The 17014-nt window shown below is 48.1% G+C and carries 11 protein-coding genes and 1 pseudogene; all 12 read right to left on the reverse strand.

Features of this window, described 5'->3' with window-relative positions:
* A pseudogene (locus AM629_RS09645) lies at positions 1–424 on the reverse strand (hypothetical protein); the annotation flags it as partial.
* Between the two features lie 62 nt (positions 425–486).
* A complete protein-coding gene (locus AM629_RS09650) occupies positions 487–2085 on the reverse strand; it encodes a hypothetical protein (protein WP_054478414.1) in 1599 nt (532 codons plus the stop codon).
* Positions 2086–2107: 22 nt separating this feature from the next.
* Entirely contained in the window at positions 2108–3034 is a 927-nt protein-coding gene (locus AM629_RS09655; protein ID WP_054478416.1) for a DUF4123 domain-containing protein, read from the reverse strand.
* Positions 3034–5004: a type VI secretion system Vgr family protein gene (locus AM629_RS09660; protein WP_054478418.1), complete on the reverse strand. Its 1971-nt coding sequence runs from the start codon at positions 5002–5004 to the stop codon at positions 3034–3036. Before AM629_RS09660 ends, AM629_RS09655 begins: the two co-directional genes overlap by 1 nt.
* 72 nt (positions 5005–5076) lie before the next feature.
* Positions 5077–5346 carry a type VI secretion system PAAR protein gene (locus AM629_RS09665; RefSeq protein ID WP_054478420.1) on the reverse strand — a complete coding sequence of 90 codons (270 nt, stop codon included), beginning with the start codon at positions 5344–5346 and terminating at the stop codon, positions 5077–5079.
* Positions 5347–5621: 275 nt separating this feature from the next.
* Positions 5622–6239 (reverse strand): hypothetical protein, encoded by a 618-nt coding sequence (locus AM629_RS09670; protein ID WP_235525441.1) that lies wholly within the window; start codon positions 6237–6239, stop codon positions 5622–5624.
* Positions 6240–6315: 76 nt separating this feature from the next.
* A complete protein-coding gene (locus tag AM629_RS24550; RefSeq protein ID WP_054478424.1) occupies positions 6316–7626 on the reverse strand; it encodes a hypothetical protein in 1311 nt (436 codons plus the stop codon).
* A gap of 33 nt (positions 7627–7659) precedes the next feature.
* Complete coding sequence (locus AM629_RS09680) at positions 7660–8655, reverse strand: DUF4123 domain-containing protein (protein ID WP_054478426.1); 996 nt, start codon at positions 8653–8655, stop codon at positions 7660–7662.
* Positions 8656–8657: 2 nt separating this feature from the next.
* Positions 8658–10622, reverse strand: a complete 1965-nt coding sequence (locus tag AM629_RS09685) for a type VI secretion system Vgr family protein (protein WP_054478428.1) — start codon at positions 10620–10622, stop codon at positions 8658–8660.
* A gap of 33 nt (positions 10623–10655) precedes the next feature.
* Positions 10656–12002, reverse strand: a complete 1347-nt coding sequence (locus tag AM629_RS09690) for a VasL domain-containing protein (RefSeq protein WP_054478429.1) — start codon at positions 12000–12002, stop codon at positions 10656–10658.
* A 51-nt stretch (positions 12003–12053) separates the two neighbouring features.
* The gene (gene tssM, locus AM629_RS09695) at positions 12054–15599 is read right to left on the reverse strand and encodes a type VI secretion system membrane subunit TssM (protein ID WP_054478432.1); all 3546 of its coding nucleotides are present in this window, start codon (positions 15597–15599) and stop codon (positions 12054–12056) included.
* Positions 15596–17011, reverse strand: coding sequence for a type VI secretion system protein TssA (gene tssA, locus AM629_RS09700; RefSeq protein WP_054478434.1), 1416 nt, complete (start codon positions 17009–17011; stop codon positions 15596–15598). The genes tssM and tssA overlap by 4 nt, the downstream gene beginning before the upstream one ends.
* Positions 17012–17014 lie beyond the last annotated feature (3 nt).

Raw genomic sequence — 17014 nt, forward strand, 5'->3', positions numbered from 1 at the left:
GGCGGATAACCGGCGTACTGATAGTGGCGTATTTGGTTTCATCCTTCGATTTTGTTGCCACGGGTTGATCATTTTCATCAATCGCCACTTCAATCGCTGTCAGAATCTGGCTGTTTTTACCGCGCATGGCGGTTAACTCCAACTTACATTTAGCTTCAGGGTTGAAATGATTACGGGCCTTATCTGACATTTCATCTGGGGAGAACCAACTTAAAGCACCAAATTCCAGACTAATTTCATTTTCGCCATTTGCCATGAATAGCATAGAGCCAGTGCTTCCAGTACCAAATCCTCGGCCTGCTCGGGCTGAATTACGGTTATCCATTCCCAGTATGTCATTAGTTTTAATGGCACAAAAGGCATATTGGATATCAAATACGCTGCGAATATATAGCCGGGGTTCATTTGCTTGGGTACTAAACATAAAAAGCACTCCTGATAATAGTAATAACAGTTTTAATTTCATTTTTTATCCTTTTTTCTTTCTTATCTCATTCCTGGGAATCCCGTTGTGATAAATGGGATATTATCCAGCTTAGGTTTAGGGTTATAACCCATTTCCCACGGTGCTATTTCAGCCCCTGGGACCGTTTCAGGTCGGGTAATAAGCTGTTCTTCCCCTAGCAGATTTATTCTTAACGGGGATTCGCTGGCTTTTAACGGATCGGCAATAACCCACTTCTTCTTGACTTTAACTATAGATTTTCTATTTTCTTCTTTCTTTGTATCCGCAGTTACCTCAATTTCAGCTGTAATCCCATCGTGGTAACCGACGAGATCGATCCCCTTATCATGTTGATCGAATTTAAAACCTGCCGCAGTTTTGATAGCGCCTTTCGCATTTAGCGCAACTTCCATTATCATAATCTTGGTCTTAAAGGCGGCATTTATTTTTCCTTCCAGGCTTAATTTCAGCGCATTTTTATTACCGGCATCAAAAGTCCATTGCTTGCTTTTATAGGCAGCACCCAGCTGAAAGGACAGATTGCAGGTCAAAATAAGGCAACATTCAATCTCTAAGTAGTTTTTGTCATTCGCATTCTTACGTTCTATTGCTTTCCGGAATTTGGCGGCAATTTTGTCTATCTTGCAATAAGCGGCACCCATTTGGATGAGGTCCAGTTTGGCCGTCATGCCCATAAACGGGGCGGCGCTGAAACCCACAAAATGGGAGCTGTCATCGACTGAGGTGGTTCGGTTATAGGCATAAGCCAGCCCGATGTTGATGGGATCAATTTTGAGGTCAAACAGTTGGTAATCATGGGTACCTTTACCTTTTGAATCAGGCGCGGGCGCCAGGTATTTTTTCGTGTATCCCAACAGTTTTTCGACCCGATTGATGGCATCTAAACTCTCCCGGGTTTTCCTGACTTTATTGGCTTTGGCAAATTTGTTTGAGTAATCCATATCCTGAACGGTTAAGGCGTACTCAACGTTAAGGGCGGTTTCTCTGGTCAGGTAAAATTTATCCGTGTGAACGGTCCACCCGCCACGCAATTTATTGCCATCTTTAGGTTTGACATTTGCCATAGCCTGACGGGCTTTTCTCTGTTCATCACGCCGTTCTTTAATGGGCCGTTCACCATGGGAAAAATCAAAGCCAAATCCCACCGAGATCATAAAACTGACCGAGGGGTAAACCGCTATCGTCACGTACTTTTGGCGACCCGTACAGGCTTCTGTCACGAGCTTATAATATCGGGGAGCTTTGTACATATCGGTGGGGTTAGCAATATTAGACAGATAAGACACGACACTTTCCAGACCGTTTTCAATATCGGTGTCTTCTAAGTGCTCTTTGTAGAATAACGTGACCTTTTCAGGCGTATTAAATTTTAATGTTTTCTCTTTTGGTCCCCCAAGCAGTACAGCCTGATGTTTGGCGTGATCACACTTTTCTGCAATGTGTATTGTCCCGGTTTGGCCTTTCCCATCATCAACAAGGTTCATGTTAATCATGGGCTTTTTAGGCCAGACCTGAGTTTTCTTATCAAAAGTGACACTGATTTCACAGAGACAGGGATCGGGGTTGTTACATGTCATACAAGCAGCCCCGGCAGGGGGAGAAGTACGTTGTTGAGTCATATCGATTACCTTATTAGCGGGTTTATTTGGGAATAAACCCTAATTCGCTGGTTAATAATTTTTCCATTCGATAATAGCCTGGCCCTTGATTATCGCTGAGTTGAGCTAACCATGTTGGCGGGATGTGCTGAAACTGCTCAATGCGCCTTTCCATCAGCAGATAGAGAAATCCCCGGATAGAACGTTCATCGGTGATTTCGTTATCCTGACAAAAATAAAAACACGCCTCTGCCAGATTTTGATGACGTATTAATGCCTCTTCATCTATATGGGTTGGAGAAGACGGAATATTAGGAAGCGGGTTGATTAATATCTTGTCTGAAAGTGCCGTAAGGACGGAGTGTGGAATATTCATTGCATCGGCTGCATGATAATAACTCACTTCATTAATAAAATGCGTCAATTTATTAATATATCTTTGTGCGAAGAGATGGTTGAAATGAGCATATTGCTCTTTGGTAATTTTCAACATTTTTTGTCTGGAACGGGCTTCGGCGGGAAATTGTTTTCTGGCGGCGTGAAAACTATCCTGCCTGTCAATCCCCGGATAATTTGTGGCAATTTTATCTATCGGCCCGAGAAAACAGTGAATTTCCCAGTCATTCAGGATGCTGAGAAAATCCCAGATATTGCGCGGGTCATAAAATCGGAAAAACACCGGTTTGGCCTGATCGGGCAATAAGACCTGAAGATATTTACGCAGATGCTGGCGCAGTGTTTTCATGTCGGCTTGCGAGTGAAGAAGTATTCCCCAGGGCGTTCCCCATTCTGCCAGAAAAAGCCCGACTTTTTCGGTCACCTCCACCAGATATGGAGCCACTTTCAAGAGTTCAGGCTGTAAAGATTCGTCATACAGACACGTCACAGGCGGATCAAAGTGTTCCAGGATAAAAAACAGTCGGGGTTCGGCGGCACCGTCAATGACGGCATAACGTTTTTCTTCTGCCATTACTGATCATCCTTCATCGGACAGTGAGCGACGAACAGGGAGCCGGCACTGGCGGCGGCCTGTAGAATCGCCGGATTAGCCGGTTGCAATAAGTCTCCCGGGCTGCCACCGGAATTGAGATTAATGGCCGGGCCTTTGATATCAACGCCCCCGGCATGAATGACGATAAAGTTACCGCCGACTCGCAGGCTGATTTTGCTGCCACTTTGCACAGTGAGGTCACCGTTCGCGTCAACACTGAATACGCCCTGGATTTTTTGGGCCACATCACCTTTGACCTGCAACGCGTTGTCACCGTCAATCTGGGCAAGATAGTTCCCGGTCGTTTTATGCTCCTGTTGCCCTTCTACGGTTACTTTGCGGTTGTTGGCAATCACCAGTTCGTCATCATGGCCGATACTGGTGGTCCGGTTGTAGTTAATCCGCTCGTCCCGGGAGTTGCGTACCTGAATCGCCAGATTTTTCTGGGCGTGAATAAACACTTCTTCCTGATCTTTTTCGTCTTCAAAACGCAGTTCGTTAAAGCCTTCCCCTTTGTGGGTTTTTGACCGGATTGACATCTGGGTTTTAGTCATCGGCAGGCGGTTTGGCGGGAGGTTGCTGGCATGGTAAGTGCGCCCGGTGATAATCGGCTGGTCCGGATCGCCATGTAAAAAGTCTACCAGCACTTCCTGACCGACGCGCGGGATGGCCATCATGCCCCAGCCTTTTCCCGCCCATGCCTGGCTGACCCGTATCCAGCAGGAACTCTGGTCGTTAAACTGACCATATTGATCCCAGGCAAACTGTACCCGCACCCGACCGTATTCGTCACAAAAGATTTCTTCCCCTTCGGGACCGACCACGGTGGCCACTTGCAGGCCGTCAATACGGGGTTTGGGGTAGGGGGAGGGACGCCAGGAACGGTCGCGGTCGCCAAAGGTAAAGTGGTTGGTCAGCGTGGTGCCGGTGCCCCCGGAGCGGGTTTCATCGGCCTGTGGCTGCCGGCCATGGTGGTGGATGCTGATGACCTGCCACGGGACATTAAATTTCTCTTTCGGGTGCTGGGCGAGGGTAAACATGAGGCCCGGCCAGAGGAAAAAGCAGTCACTTTGCGCGTGGCCGAGGAGGTCATTGCGGCGCAAGGCTTCCAGACGATAACGGCTCATGCGTTCCCCGCGTTCGTCTTTATAACGCCCGGGGAAATCATAGTGATAATAACTGGGTAAATCGGTTCGCTGGTTGGCCGATTTAGACTCGTGAAAGTAATATTCGGCGGTCCAGGGGGGATTTTTAAAGGTGCGGTCCCGCAGAGAAATGCCCTGAATCCCGACCTGTTCACGCCAGCGGAACTGCTGGATACTGCCCTGTATTCCCTGCACATCCGGTGTTGGGTTATAGGGAACGGAGAAGCGGTTACCGAGTGCCAGGCAGGAATCGGCAAAGAAAATTGTCTGGCCGTTTTTCCCCTGATTAAACTCAAAGTAGTAAAAAATCCCTTCATCAGCTAATAAGCGGTGGAGAAAGGCCAGGTCACTTTCGTCGTACTGTACGCAGAATTCCCGCTCGGGATGTTCATAGCCGAGGGTATAGACCATATCCCGGATGCCATTCTCTTTCAGCAGGGTGTCAATGATATCGGTAATGGATTGATGCTGAAAAATCCGGGAGTTGACGCGTAATCCGGCCCGCCATAGCGCCGGCTGGAGGGTCAGGGAGTAATGACTACGATGGCGTCCGGTGGTGCTTTGTTCAAACTGGGTGATAATTCCAGTCACCTCGCGTTCGGGTAGTCCGTCCCGGTAGACGGTCAGGGTGGCGGAGTTATCCAGGACATCTTTAAAATCGATGTCGGGGTTAGCGCTGGTGAGCGTGGTGTCGAGACTGAATGGGGTTGACAGAGCTTCATTCAGTGTAAATTCAACGACTGCAAAAGTCTGAGCAGGGAGGTTACCCACGGTGAGGGTAAAAACCAGTCCTGAATCTGCCATGAGTTTTCTCCTGATGACATTGTCATGGGGTGTTTATTGGCTTAACGGGTTGGTTAGTTCTGGTCAGTCTGTTCAACCAATATTGACGCTGCCTCCGCCAATGACCACGCCGCCACAGCTGACGGCATCACCGGTTCTGGCGGCGGGTTTGCCATCAATGAAGACGGTGCTAGAACCGCCTGCAATGGTTCGGGGATGAGAGGAATGCGGTGCTAAGCTATCGCCTTGGCGGGCGAGAGGAATACCATCGGCTTTCACACTGGTGGAGCCGGAAATTACCGATGTCGCTTCACAATCATCGTGTGCTGTACCGATATCACCTATTTTTACTGCGTTTCCCATTGTGTTTTCCTTATTTAAGAGAAATTAAGTTTATTTTGAAGAATAAATTTCCTATTAATTAAATAGGCTGGAAACTTCTTTTTATTTCATGTCATTAGCGAGTTGTAATAAGTTTTTCGTTGTTATTTGTATTTTTATGTTGTTTTCGAGTGATAATAAATCCTCCCTATCAAAATGATAGGGAGGATGGATCTCAATAGCGGACTGAGTGCTTCATTTATCACTGATATCTGTTGCCATAATTACTCAGACATTATTGGTCATCATGAATAAGGCTATTTTTTCTCTTTCTGTTTTTCTTCCAGATACAGCTTATAAGTTAATAAATCATTTGCTTTGTAAAAAGATCCATGGTGTTGGATGCTTTCTGTTAACACAATATAACTGTACGGAAGCTGATTTTTTTTGTCTTCTTCATCAATAACCGCATCTATTACCATTTCGTATTTTTGGTCTTTGTAAGAAAAACTGACCAGTAGGCTATCAATAACTGGTTGCTGTTTCTCATTATCAAATGTGCTATAGAGATATTCATATCTAGGGATCGATATGAGTTTGGATAATCTTTCTGTGCCTTCAAGATCTGTCTTTGCATCGGTTTCTCCTTTGATATCTGCTGGACCTATTACCTTTTGGACTAATTCATTAAAATTGGCAGTCCTATCCAGATCACCATAAGTTCTATGACGTATATTATAATATATTTTATAATATATAAAATACTCTGAGTTTTTAACTTGATTCAGGTTTATAGGTTTCAGTTTTATTAAATAAAAATCATTTATTTTAATATAATCGCCACTATTTAACCATTTGCTGGCATCGAACCAGACTTTATCATACAGGTAGTTGGGATCGGGGTTATCGACAAGTACTGCCATTTTATTTTTCATGTTAATATGATTCCATAACCAAAGAAAACAGGCCCCGATAATCAGGACTATAATAATACGATAAATTTTTTTCATATTATTCCCATCTTCTGGGCAGGTAGGTTCGTAAGCCTTTAGGCAACCCTTTTGGACTCTCCGCAGTTCCGGGTTTATGCCATGCGCCATGTGGATCTATTGGGCCACCTTGCTTGGTGTTTTTATTTCTTGTTTTTATACTGGCAATTTGTTGTTTATACTTTTCATAATTTAGGGGCCTGATTGGTTCTTTAAGTTCTGGATTAAAATATTTATTATTCGTATAATAATCATAGTCATTGTCATATTTCATAATCTCCTCTCGATGCTTTTCTGCCTCGTTTATTTCTGTTTTAGTGCCATAAGTCTTGCCATAATGACTGCGCATGGCAAATGCCCGGACTTCGACCTCCCAGGTATCTGCCATTAATTGAGCCAGACTATGTTCATAGCCCGGATCGGTATTTGTGAAATCGTCTTCGTCAACAGCGATGCCTGTTCTGCATGCATAGGAAGTAACGACAGCATCATAATCAAAGATTTTTTCATCAATCTGCATAATTTTCTCCAGTGTAAAATCACCTGCTGGATCATTATAGCCACTAAAGATATTTTCAGCATAGAAATGAAAAGGGATATTCAATATGATGCCATGAGAGAATATATCTAACTGTTTAATGAGTCTTTTTTTACTCTTTCGCTCAGACAAAAATTGCACGAGTTCATCTGAGTTTCTGACATAAACAATTCTTCCACCTTTATCTTGCGTGTACTGATTAATAACCTTAATGTCATGGTTAGTATACCCTAATGCGAAAACAACCAGGATACGTTGTATTTTATAATCCGGTGTTGTTGCAGGGTATTCGCCCAGTTGCCTTATTCCCTGATTAATAAACATATACTGGTTACCTATTGGGGCGGAAAATCCTCTGGTCACACCACCAAGCGAATAATCCGGGCCTTCCGTTCTGGCGGCGACAACGCTGATATAATCATAACCACATATTGGATATTCTATCTCATATGTCGGTTTATTTAAGGCCGTTTTCGTTGAGGATGATTTGGCGTTTGTAATATATTCACTTTTTCTGCGTTGTAATATTCCCGCATCACGCCCAACAACGATACGGATATTTTCTGCTTCTTTTGTGTATATTCGTTCAGTCAAAAATTTGTCATCTGTTTTTCCCGATATTATATGTTTGTTTTTTTCAATTCGGATATAATAAGGAATGTTTTCTAATGGTATTGAAATTTCATTATTGTTATAAATCTTTATTTGCTGGCTGTATATGCCCTGTTTCATAACTTCTTTATATTCTTCGGGGGGACAGGTTGCACAGGCTTTTCCTGCATTAAATGTTGTCATATTGACTCCTTTTAGATGTTATCTGATGGTTCTTTATATGATGTTTCTTTTATTGAGTTCAGAAACAATCTTAACATTATAGAAACCGGGTTCATCTTTATTCATTAGATGATGTAGCCATCCCTCGGGAATATCGTTGGCTGATAAAATTTCTTTTATAATACACAGTTTCATTAGTGTCTTTATTGAAACATCATCAATAATATTATTCTGCTGACAAAATGCATAGATATCTACTACAAAATTGTTTATTTCCCGATATTTTTCATGAAGAGAGCTGCGGTATATATAGTATATTTTGCTGTTGATCCTATCAATAGCCGCTTTATTTATCATGTAATATTCATAGGGAAAAATCATCAGGGCCTCGAAAATATCTTCGAATTTCTCATTGGGATTTTTGCTCGCTAACGTGTGAAATATATCATCAGGCACATTTTTTTCAGACAGGAAAATGTCACACCAGTATGCAAGCATATGGTGTGTCAACGCTACAATATATTGTTCATAGTGTTTATCATTAAAAATCTGATATTGTTCTGGGGTTATTTTGAAGAATTTATCCTTATTCTGAAAGGATGCTTCGCTATTGTATTCAAACGGAGCGCTTTCTCTATATATTCCGTGGTGGTAGCTGATGACTTTCTTTATAGGTGACAGAAACCGGTTAAGCTCATCATGGCTTAAGATGTCAATAAAAATCCAGAATACCCTGGGGTCATAATATCGAAAAAATACGGGTTTTTTTTCAATAGGAATGAAGACCTGCAAATATTTTCTGAGATGCTGTCGTAATTTTTCAAATGGATATTCTGATAATAAATACAGCCCCCAGGGATCTTTTTTTCTCGACAGCCAGACTTTAACGGGCTGAGTTAATTCAACGAGGTGAGGTGAATTTATTTGTTCTTCTTTGCTGGAGATGTTTGTATATAAGCAGGATGAAACTGGATTTAATTGTTCCAACATATCATATAAATCATGGACCAGTGCCCCATCAATTATTGCATAATAGTTTGCTTTTTCCATGATTATTCCTTTGAGCTACAGTGGGCGACAAATGGCATACCGAGCGCTGCGGCGGCTTTCAAAACTGAAGGCATGGCAGGTAAAGAAACATCACCTGGGCTGCCCGTTGAGTTTAAATTTATTGTAGTCCCTTTTATATCTACCCCTCCATGATGAATGACAATAAAATTGTTGCCAACCCGTAAGGTTATCCGGGTATCACTTTTTATGGTGATATCCCCTTCTGCTTGATAGCCTAATGTACCTGCAACTGATCTAATATCATCGCCTTTTATAACTAGATTTTTGTCCCGCTCGATTAACTCGATATAACTTCCGGTCGTTTTATGCTCCTGTTGCCCTTCTACGGTTACTTTGCGGTTGTTGGCAATCACCAGTTCGTCATCATGGCCGATACTGGTGGTCCGGTTGTAGTTAATCCGCTCGTCCCGGGAGTTGCGTACCTGAATCGCCAGATTTTTCTGGGCGTGAATAAACACTTCTTCCTGATCTTTTTCGTCTTCAAAACGCAGTTCGTTAAAGCCTTCCCCTTTGTGAGTTTTTGACCGGATTGACATCTGGGTTTTAGTCATCGGCAGGCGGTTTGGCGGGAGGTTGCTGGCATGGTAAGTGCGCCCGGTGATAATCGGCTGGTCCGGATCGCCATGTAAAAAGTCTACCAGCACTTCCTGACCGACGCGCGGGATGGCCATCATGCCCCAGCCTTTTCCCGCCCATGCCTGGCTGACCCGTATCCAGCAGGAACTCTGGTCGTTAAACTGACCATATTGATCCCAGGCAAACTGTACCCGCACCCGACCGTATTCGTCACAAAAGATTTCTTCCCCTTCGGGACCGACCACGGTGGCCACTTGCAGGCCATCAATACGGGGTTTGGGGTAGGGGGAGGGACGCCAGGAACGGTCGCGGTCGCCAAAGGTAAAGTGGTTGGTCAGCGTGGTGCCGGTGCCCCCGGAGCGGGTTTCATCGGCCTGTGGCTGCCGGCCATGGTGGTGGATGCTGATGACCTGCCACGGGACATTAAATTTCTCTTTCGGGTGCTGGGCGAGGGTAAACATGAGGCCCGGCCAGAGGAAAAAGCAGTCACTTTGCGCGTGGCCGAGGAGGTCATTGCGGCGCAAGGCTTCCAGACGATAACGGCTCATGCGTTCCCCGCGTTCGTCTTTATAACGCCCGGGGAAATCATAGTGATAATAACTGGGTAAATCGGTTCGCTGGTTGGCCGATTTAGACTCGTGAAAGTAATATTCGGCGGTCCAGGGGGGATTTTTAAAGGTGCGGTCCCGCAGAGAAATGCCCTGAATCCCGACCTGTTCACGCCAGCGGAACTGCTGGATACTGCCCTGTATTCCCTGCACATCCGGTGTTGGGTTATAGGGAACGGAGAAGCGGTTACCGAGTGCCAGGCAGGAATCGGCAAAGAAAATTGTCTGGCCGTTTTTCCCCTGATTAAACTCAAAGTAGTAAAAAATCCCTTCATCAGCTAATAAGCGGTGGAGAAAGGCCAGGTCACTTTCGTCGTACTGTACGCAGAATTCCCGCTCGGGATGTTCATAGCCGAGGGTATAGACCATATCCCGGATGCCATTCTCTTTCAGCAGGGTGTCAATGATATCGGTAATGGATTGATGCTGAAAAATCCGGGAGTTGACGCGTAATCCGGCCCGCCATAGCGCCGGCTGGAGGGTCAGGGAGTAATGACTACGATGGCGTCCGGTGGTGCTTTGTTCAAACTGGGTGATAATTCCGGTCACCTCGCGTTCGGGCAGTCCGTCCCGGTAGACGGTCAGGGTGGCGGAGTTATCCAGGACATCTTTAAAATCGATGTCGGGGTTAGCGCTGGTGAGCGTGGTGTCGAGACTGAATGGGGTTGACAGAGCTTCATTCAGTGTAAATTCAACGACTGCAAAAGTCTGAGCAGGGAGGTTACCCACGGTGAGGGTAAAAACCAGTCCTGAATCTGCCATGAGTTTTCTCCTGATGACATTGTCATGGGGTGTTTATTGGCTTAACGGGTTGAGCGGTTGCTTCTGTGTGGTCAGTCCGGCGTCTTTTTGTAATGTGTAGTAACGGCTAAGCAGGGCATTAAAGCGGTCGTCAGTTTTTTTTATCAGTGCGGGTGAGACGGTCTGCCCCTGTTCTATCGCCGTGGAGAATTGGCGTAACAATTCTTCCAGCGGCACTTCACGGTTGTGGCTGTTCTGTATCTGATAGATAGCTGTTTTCAGGTAAGAGAGGGTGAAACTGCCACGGTTGCGTTCCTGTTCAAGGATTTTGTCGGCCAGTTGCTGGAGTTGATGCTGAGTCTGATGCCAGCTGCCCTGTACTGGAGCGTTCTCCAGTCTTACGGCCTGTAACTGCCGCCAGCGGTCGGTTTCATGTTGTTGTTTGTTGTCCAGTGGCCAGGTTTTCTGTGCTATATCGGTCAGTTGTTCGGCATTTTGCAGCACGACCAGCGGGGAGGTGTCGGTTAACCGGGTTAACTGTTGTCCATAGGTTTGCAGGTCGGGCTGATACAACCAGGCCAGTCTCGCGCCATCCTGTGTTCCGGTCAGGGCAGTGAGCTGTTGTTGTAAGGGTTTGTAAAACCCCAGCCAACTGCCCGTCAGGACAAAAACACCCAGCAGTACACCCAGTCCGAAGCCCTGTAGGGCATTCATTGACCGGGGAGGTGGCTCAGGAAACCGGACCTGTACTTTGGGTTGATCGTCATAGCTGGCATCGTAGCTGGTTTCGGGTTCTGCCGGTTCCGGCTCTGTATTGGCGAGGTAAACCAGCGGCGGCATTTGCACCGGTTTGGCTGCGGGTTTGGGTATGATGCGGGCACTTTCCAGTTTTTTCGCGGTGTTTTGGAAAAACCATAATAGGTTTTCGACTTTAGGCAGGCGTTTCAGATCGGATTGTTGGAGTCGGTCAACTATCAGCTGTAAGGCCCGTTCCGCCCGATAAATCATGCGCAGGTCGCGCGTGGTGTAATCGTGCTGGCGCAGCGCATTGCCGCTGCGGGTGTTAAACCAGTCGAGCATTTCGGTCCGTACCGTCGGCTGTGGCGGCCATAGTTCATCCCACTGGCTGACAATCACGCCAGCCAGCAGTTCACAGCCTTCGGTAAAACCGGACAGACCGCTCAGCTGCATTCGGGCCAGGGTGTAGTAAATTGCACTTTGTAAATCGACGCCGTGGGAGCGGAACAGGGTCAGGGCCAGCGATTCAATCAGTTGCCAGTTTACCGCTGGCTGAGACGGGTGGTTAATTTTGTTGATTTCTTCGCGTATCGCGGTGAATGCCGGCAGGTTCATTGGGTTACCACCGGCACGGATAATCAGGTTTTCAGGGTGTTCATTCATGGCAGTTCATCCTTACCTACCCCCGCCGGCGCGGGGGACAGGTTTTTTTGATTAGTAGAGGGTGTCAGGCAGCTGGAATCGGCTGAATAGGCCACCGGCAAACGGGTTGTCAGATTCATCCACGTAGATACGGTAGGTCATATCTCCGCCATCAACGGAGAACAGCACATCAAACGAATCCTGACGCACGTTGGTCAGTTTGCCACTGTTAATCAGCCTCAGCTGGGCCCACGGGCCGGTGAAGCTGATTGAACGCGGGGATTTGCCGCTGGCATCCGGTATCAGGGTGAGTTGACTTTCCACCCCGGCGCGCATGGAGTTTGGCCAGACCAGATGTACGATGCTGCTGCGACCATGGGCATAATCGAGTAGCTGACCATCGAGATTGAGCAGGCTGCGGCGTTTGTTGCCAGTCAGGCTGATAGGCTCAATGGCAAACTGGGTACCAAGGCCATTTTGCGGGGTGAAGAAGGTGTCGCGGATACGGTCAGCCAGCTTCAGTTGTGCCAGTACATCCGGGCGGATAAGTTGTTGACCGTCAGCGCTGTAGGTTAGGTTGTTTTCAACAAAGGGTTTGAGGTTCTGCTGATAGAAGGCATCCAGTGTCCCACCCGGACGGAAGAAGCGGTCGAACTCACTGAGCGGGACATCCTGAGTGGCATCCGGGTTGAATGGATAGCGTCCGGCCAGATAGGTCTGGTACTGTTTGACTACGTTGTCATGCCATTCAACTTCCAACGAGCGGACGGCTTCCATCATGACGACCCGCCATGTCTGTTCTGCCAGTTCGCCAACCCAGCGGTTAAGTGGCTCTGGCAGGTTTTTCGCCATCTGCTGCACGTCGAAAATCGGGTCGCTGTTGTTCTGTTCAAGCCGCATCTGAACGGCTTTCAGGGCGGCTTTGCCCGGCACGGGTGCGTTCTGGATAGCCAGCAGGTAGCGGTGTAGTGCGGTTAGTTTCTGGTAAACTTCCTGTAGGGTGCTGTTTTTTTCGCCGTATTCCATCAGTACCGCAGTTTCCGGGGCGAATTCCCGGTTGACACGCACCAACAGGCGGTAGTCCGGCGCATCACGTAACTGCTGCTGCTCTTTGGCGGGCAGGGTATCGTTAATCACCGGCAGGCGGGTGTTGTCGCTGAGGATTTGCAACGCCCGGCTGATTGGCTGTTCTCCGCTGATGACCTGCTCAATGGCGCCGATGGCCTGCGGGATATCAGTAAAATCGCGGATGTCCAGATTGTTCATGGCGCTGCGCCAAGTGGCGGTGTAATCCCCCAGATATTGCTCTGTGATTTGTCGCTGGATTTCTTTACGGTCAGTTTCGCTGTATTGGACGTTGTGTGACAGGTTCAGCACCCAACTGTCCATCACGGTGAGGTCAATCAACTGGTCGTCCTGTTTGACGAAGTAGTTGTTCAAACCATTCATTGTCAGGAACTGGGGGATAATCAGCTGCTTGTCATTATTGGCGATAAAGATACTGTCAAAACTGGGGCCAATCTGGTCGCGCAGGTTGAGCGGTGGTGGCAGAGAATCCTGGGCTTTAAGGCGCAGGTTCTGATAGACCCGCTGGTAAATGGAAAGCTGACTGAGTTCCTTTTGGGCATTGATGAGTGGGAGCTTGTAAGGCGCGAAGCTGCTGATGGCTGCTGGGTCACCGGCTTCCCGTGCGGCCCGCCAGTCGGTGTGATCCAGAGCATAGTCCAGATGGGTCAGCAGTTGTTCCTGCGTCGGGCGCTGGCCGTTAAAGGTATGGCTCCAGCGTTCCCGCATATACTGTTCGACCAGCGATTTATTGCGACCACTGCCATCTTCCAGCATCCGTATGATACGCAGTACTTCCAGTTTTTCTTCACTTCCTTTGGGGGCGTGATTCAGGTCATCTAGCAGGCCGTTCATCAGGGCTGGCAGGAAGCGTTGAGACAGTAGTTGCAGATAGGTGCTTTCGACATACGGACCAACGTCCGAACCCTGATAGAGTCCCATATCAGCGATCAGCCCTTTATGATGGTAATCGCCGTAGGCGAGGGTGGCTTGCCGGACAGGGTTGAGCAGGGGCAATTGTAAATTGCCGTTACGGTCTTCCCCTTTGGGTGGGGGAACGGATAGGAAGTTTTTAGCCTGCGTCAGGACTTCTTCGCCGGCCCGGTAGTTTTTCTGATAGTAGTAGTGCCAGCCGGTCCACAGGGCCAGTGCTATGACTGAGCCGGCGGTTGAGAAGGTCAGTAGTTTTCGGCGGTTCCGGCTTAACCAGAGGCGGTTCTCTGCGGCCAGATTGGGTTCGGCCAGCAGGACCTCTTCAAACAGCGTTCGGGTGAAATAGGGAGCGGTATCGGCGACCGGCCAGGTTGGAAATGCCTGGTGTCCCAGATGATACTGCACGGCAGCAGATTGGGTGAAGGTGTCATCCATCTGGCCGATTTGTTTCGACGAGGTGAGATAAACACCGCGCAGCCCGGGTTGTGCCGGTCCGCCGTTGTAGAGCAGGCCATCCAGCAGCTGTATCAGGTAACTGTGCAATCCCTGTATCTGACGGGTAAAGCTGAATAGCGGACCGCGTTGGCTGATATCCACTTTGTTGAGCATCATATCCGGCATAGCGGCGTTAAGCTGTTGCATCCACTGGTGCCAGAATTGTGCCAGTTCGGTGCGCCAGCCGTCCTCATCTGAGGCGTTCAGGCTGAAGGTGACCCCCAAGATCTGTGCGCGCTGTGGTCTGTCCAATGACTGGAATGCTGCACCAAAGCCGTGTAGCAAATCAAGTTTGGTCAGTACCAGATAGAAGGGAAGATGGTTGTGTAAGGTTAATCGCAGATCTTGCAGGCGCAGGTGGAGCGCAGCGATATACCGTTCACGTTGTTCTTTGTTGTCGGTCAGTAAACGGTGGGTATCTACGGTCAAGATAATACCGTTAAGAGGCTGACGCTGACGGTTTTCAGTCAGCCAGGTAAGCAGGGCATGCCACAGACGAGTGGGCAGTTGGGGCTTGTTGCTATCCGGCATGGCTGTTTGGTCAATAAGGAAACCGTCCGGGTCGATAATGACCGCTTTTTCTCCTAGCCAACAGCGTAGGTGCAGTGGAAGACCATCTTCCCCTTTCAGAGCGTCTGGCGCGGCAATGTCAGTCAATTTGTAACCTTCCTGGATAAGCGAAGTTTTGCCGCTGTCGGTGTTGCCAATCATTAAGTACCAGGGGCGTTGGTAAAGGTAATCCCAGGTGCCGAGATGGCGTTGTAGCTGCGCTTTCCAGTGGTTGAGGTAGCTGTCCTGACGAGCAATGTCGGTCAGCACCGGATCAACGACTTTCAGTTCCACATCTAGTTTTAATTTTTCCAGTTGCTGTAAGCGACGCCAGATTTTTGTGCCGACAAAACCTAGTACTACCAGGATGATGATAGCGGTTGCCAGCCAGCGGGCAGAGAGATTTTCCAGCGGGTAAGTTTGTTTGAACTGCCAGCTCGGTCCCCACCACCATATCCAGATAAGAGCCAGGCAGGGCAGAAGAGCCAGTATCAGCGAGAATGTGGCTTTGAGTGGTGGCAAACGCGGCATTGCCGGTTTTTTGATATTTTTCAGAAGAAGAGAAAGCCAGTTCATGGGTTAACGCTCCTGTTTGCTGCCGTATCCTTTGGCGGGCAGTGAGTTGAGGCTTTTTCTGCCAGTCCTGCCAACAGGCTGGGTTCCCAATGGGTGAGTAACATGTGTTGTCCTGCCTGCAATAGATGTCGGTAATGTTGTTGCGCCAGTGCGGTCATTCCCGCTTTTTCAAACAATTGTGCCGTGAGCAGTTGACCGTAGAACTGATCTCGGGGTTCAGTCAGTTGTTGCTGATGTTGTTCTGCTGCGTTGAGTGCCGCTTCCAGTCCATGTTGTTGGAAACATTGCCAGATAGCTTCTTGATCCTGAGTGGAGCCGCCACTACTCGTAGTGGTTGTTGGGGGTTGCAGCCAGTTCAGGGTTGTGGCTGAAATAAATGGACTCATATCGGAAAAATATAGGGTCTGTAAAATCGGCAAGCGGTCAAGAAATGCTTTCAGTTCATCACGGATGGCGTTGGCAACTGCGGTATAACCTAGTTTCTCGGCGGCTTGAGCTGCGATAGCATGTCCGTCAAGCCAGTAAGGGGCGAGCGTCAGGCTCTGCTCTATCTGTTGCAGTAAAGACTTATCGGCAGCGGGCAGTTTCGTCAGATAATCCGCAGTACGGTCTGCTGAGATGGGCGCCAGTGGAGTTTTGCCTTCGCTGTTGGCTATCGGTGCGGTAGTCAGTGTGTACCAGATTGCATAACGGCGCAGCCGATAGCCCGTAGAGGAGTCAGGCTGGCGTTCGCATAGTAGATCGGCCACAGTCAGCAGTGTCTGTTTCCAGGCTTTTTCACTGGAGCTGTCTACCGCTATGTCCGGCGCTGGGGGAACGGCCGGTTGTGTTGTGTTTTCTGCTGGTTCCGTGGGGGCTGCTACCAGTTTGGGGGTCGGCTTGCGGGCATAGCGGGAACGTAACTGATCGATCTCTTTAGCCAGTGCCGGTTCGTCGGTATGCCAGCATTGCGCCAGATGAGCGAGTGCGCCTTGTGCTTCTTCCCGTTGAGTCTCATCCGCTTGTTCACAGAAGCTAGCCTGAGCAGAGTCAAAACGTTTAATAACCTGCTGCGCCAGACGGCGCTTAAGCAGGGGTTTTTGTGGCCAGGCAATCTGCCAGTAATGTTTGATGTAATCGGCTAGCAGTTCCATTGCCAGTATTAGCTCAGCGGGGTTGCCGCTGTGTTGTAGTGTCCGCAACAGGTGAACCATCAGCCTGAAATCTTTACTTTTTTCGCTGAATAGTTGCAGCGCCTGGCGCTGGATTTCTTCAATGTTGATCGTGGAATGGGCCAGTGATCCCAGCTTAATCATTTCACCATCAATATATTCCCAAGCCAGTTCGTTCTCATTCAGTTCCTTGCTGGTCAGTTCGTCTGATAGCGGTGTCAGCAGGAGTTCCTGCCAGTCAAATTGTTTCCTGATATCCATTGG

This window comes from Photorhabdus heterorhabditis, from assembly GCF_001280945.1.
Classification (GTDB): domain Bacteria; phylum Pseudomonadota; class Gammaproteobacteria; order Enterobacterales; family Enterobacteriaceae; genus Photorhabdus; species Photorhabdus heterorhabditis.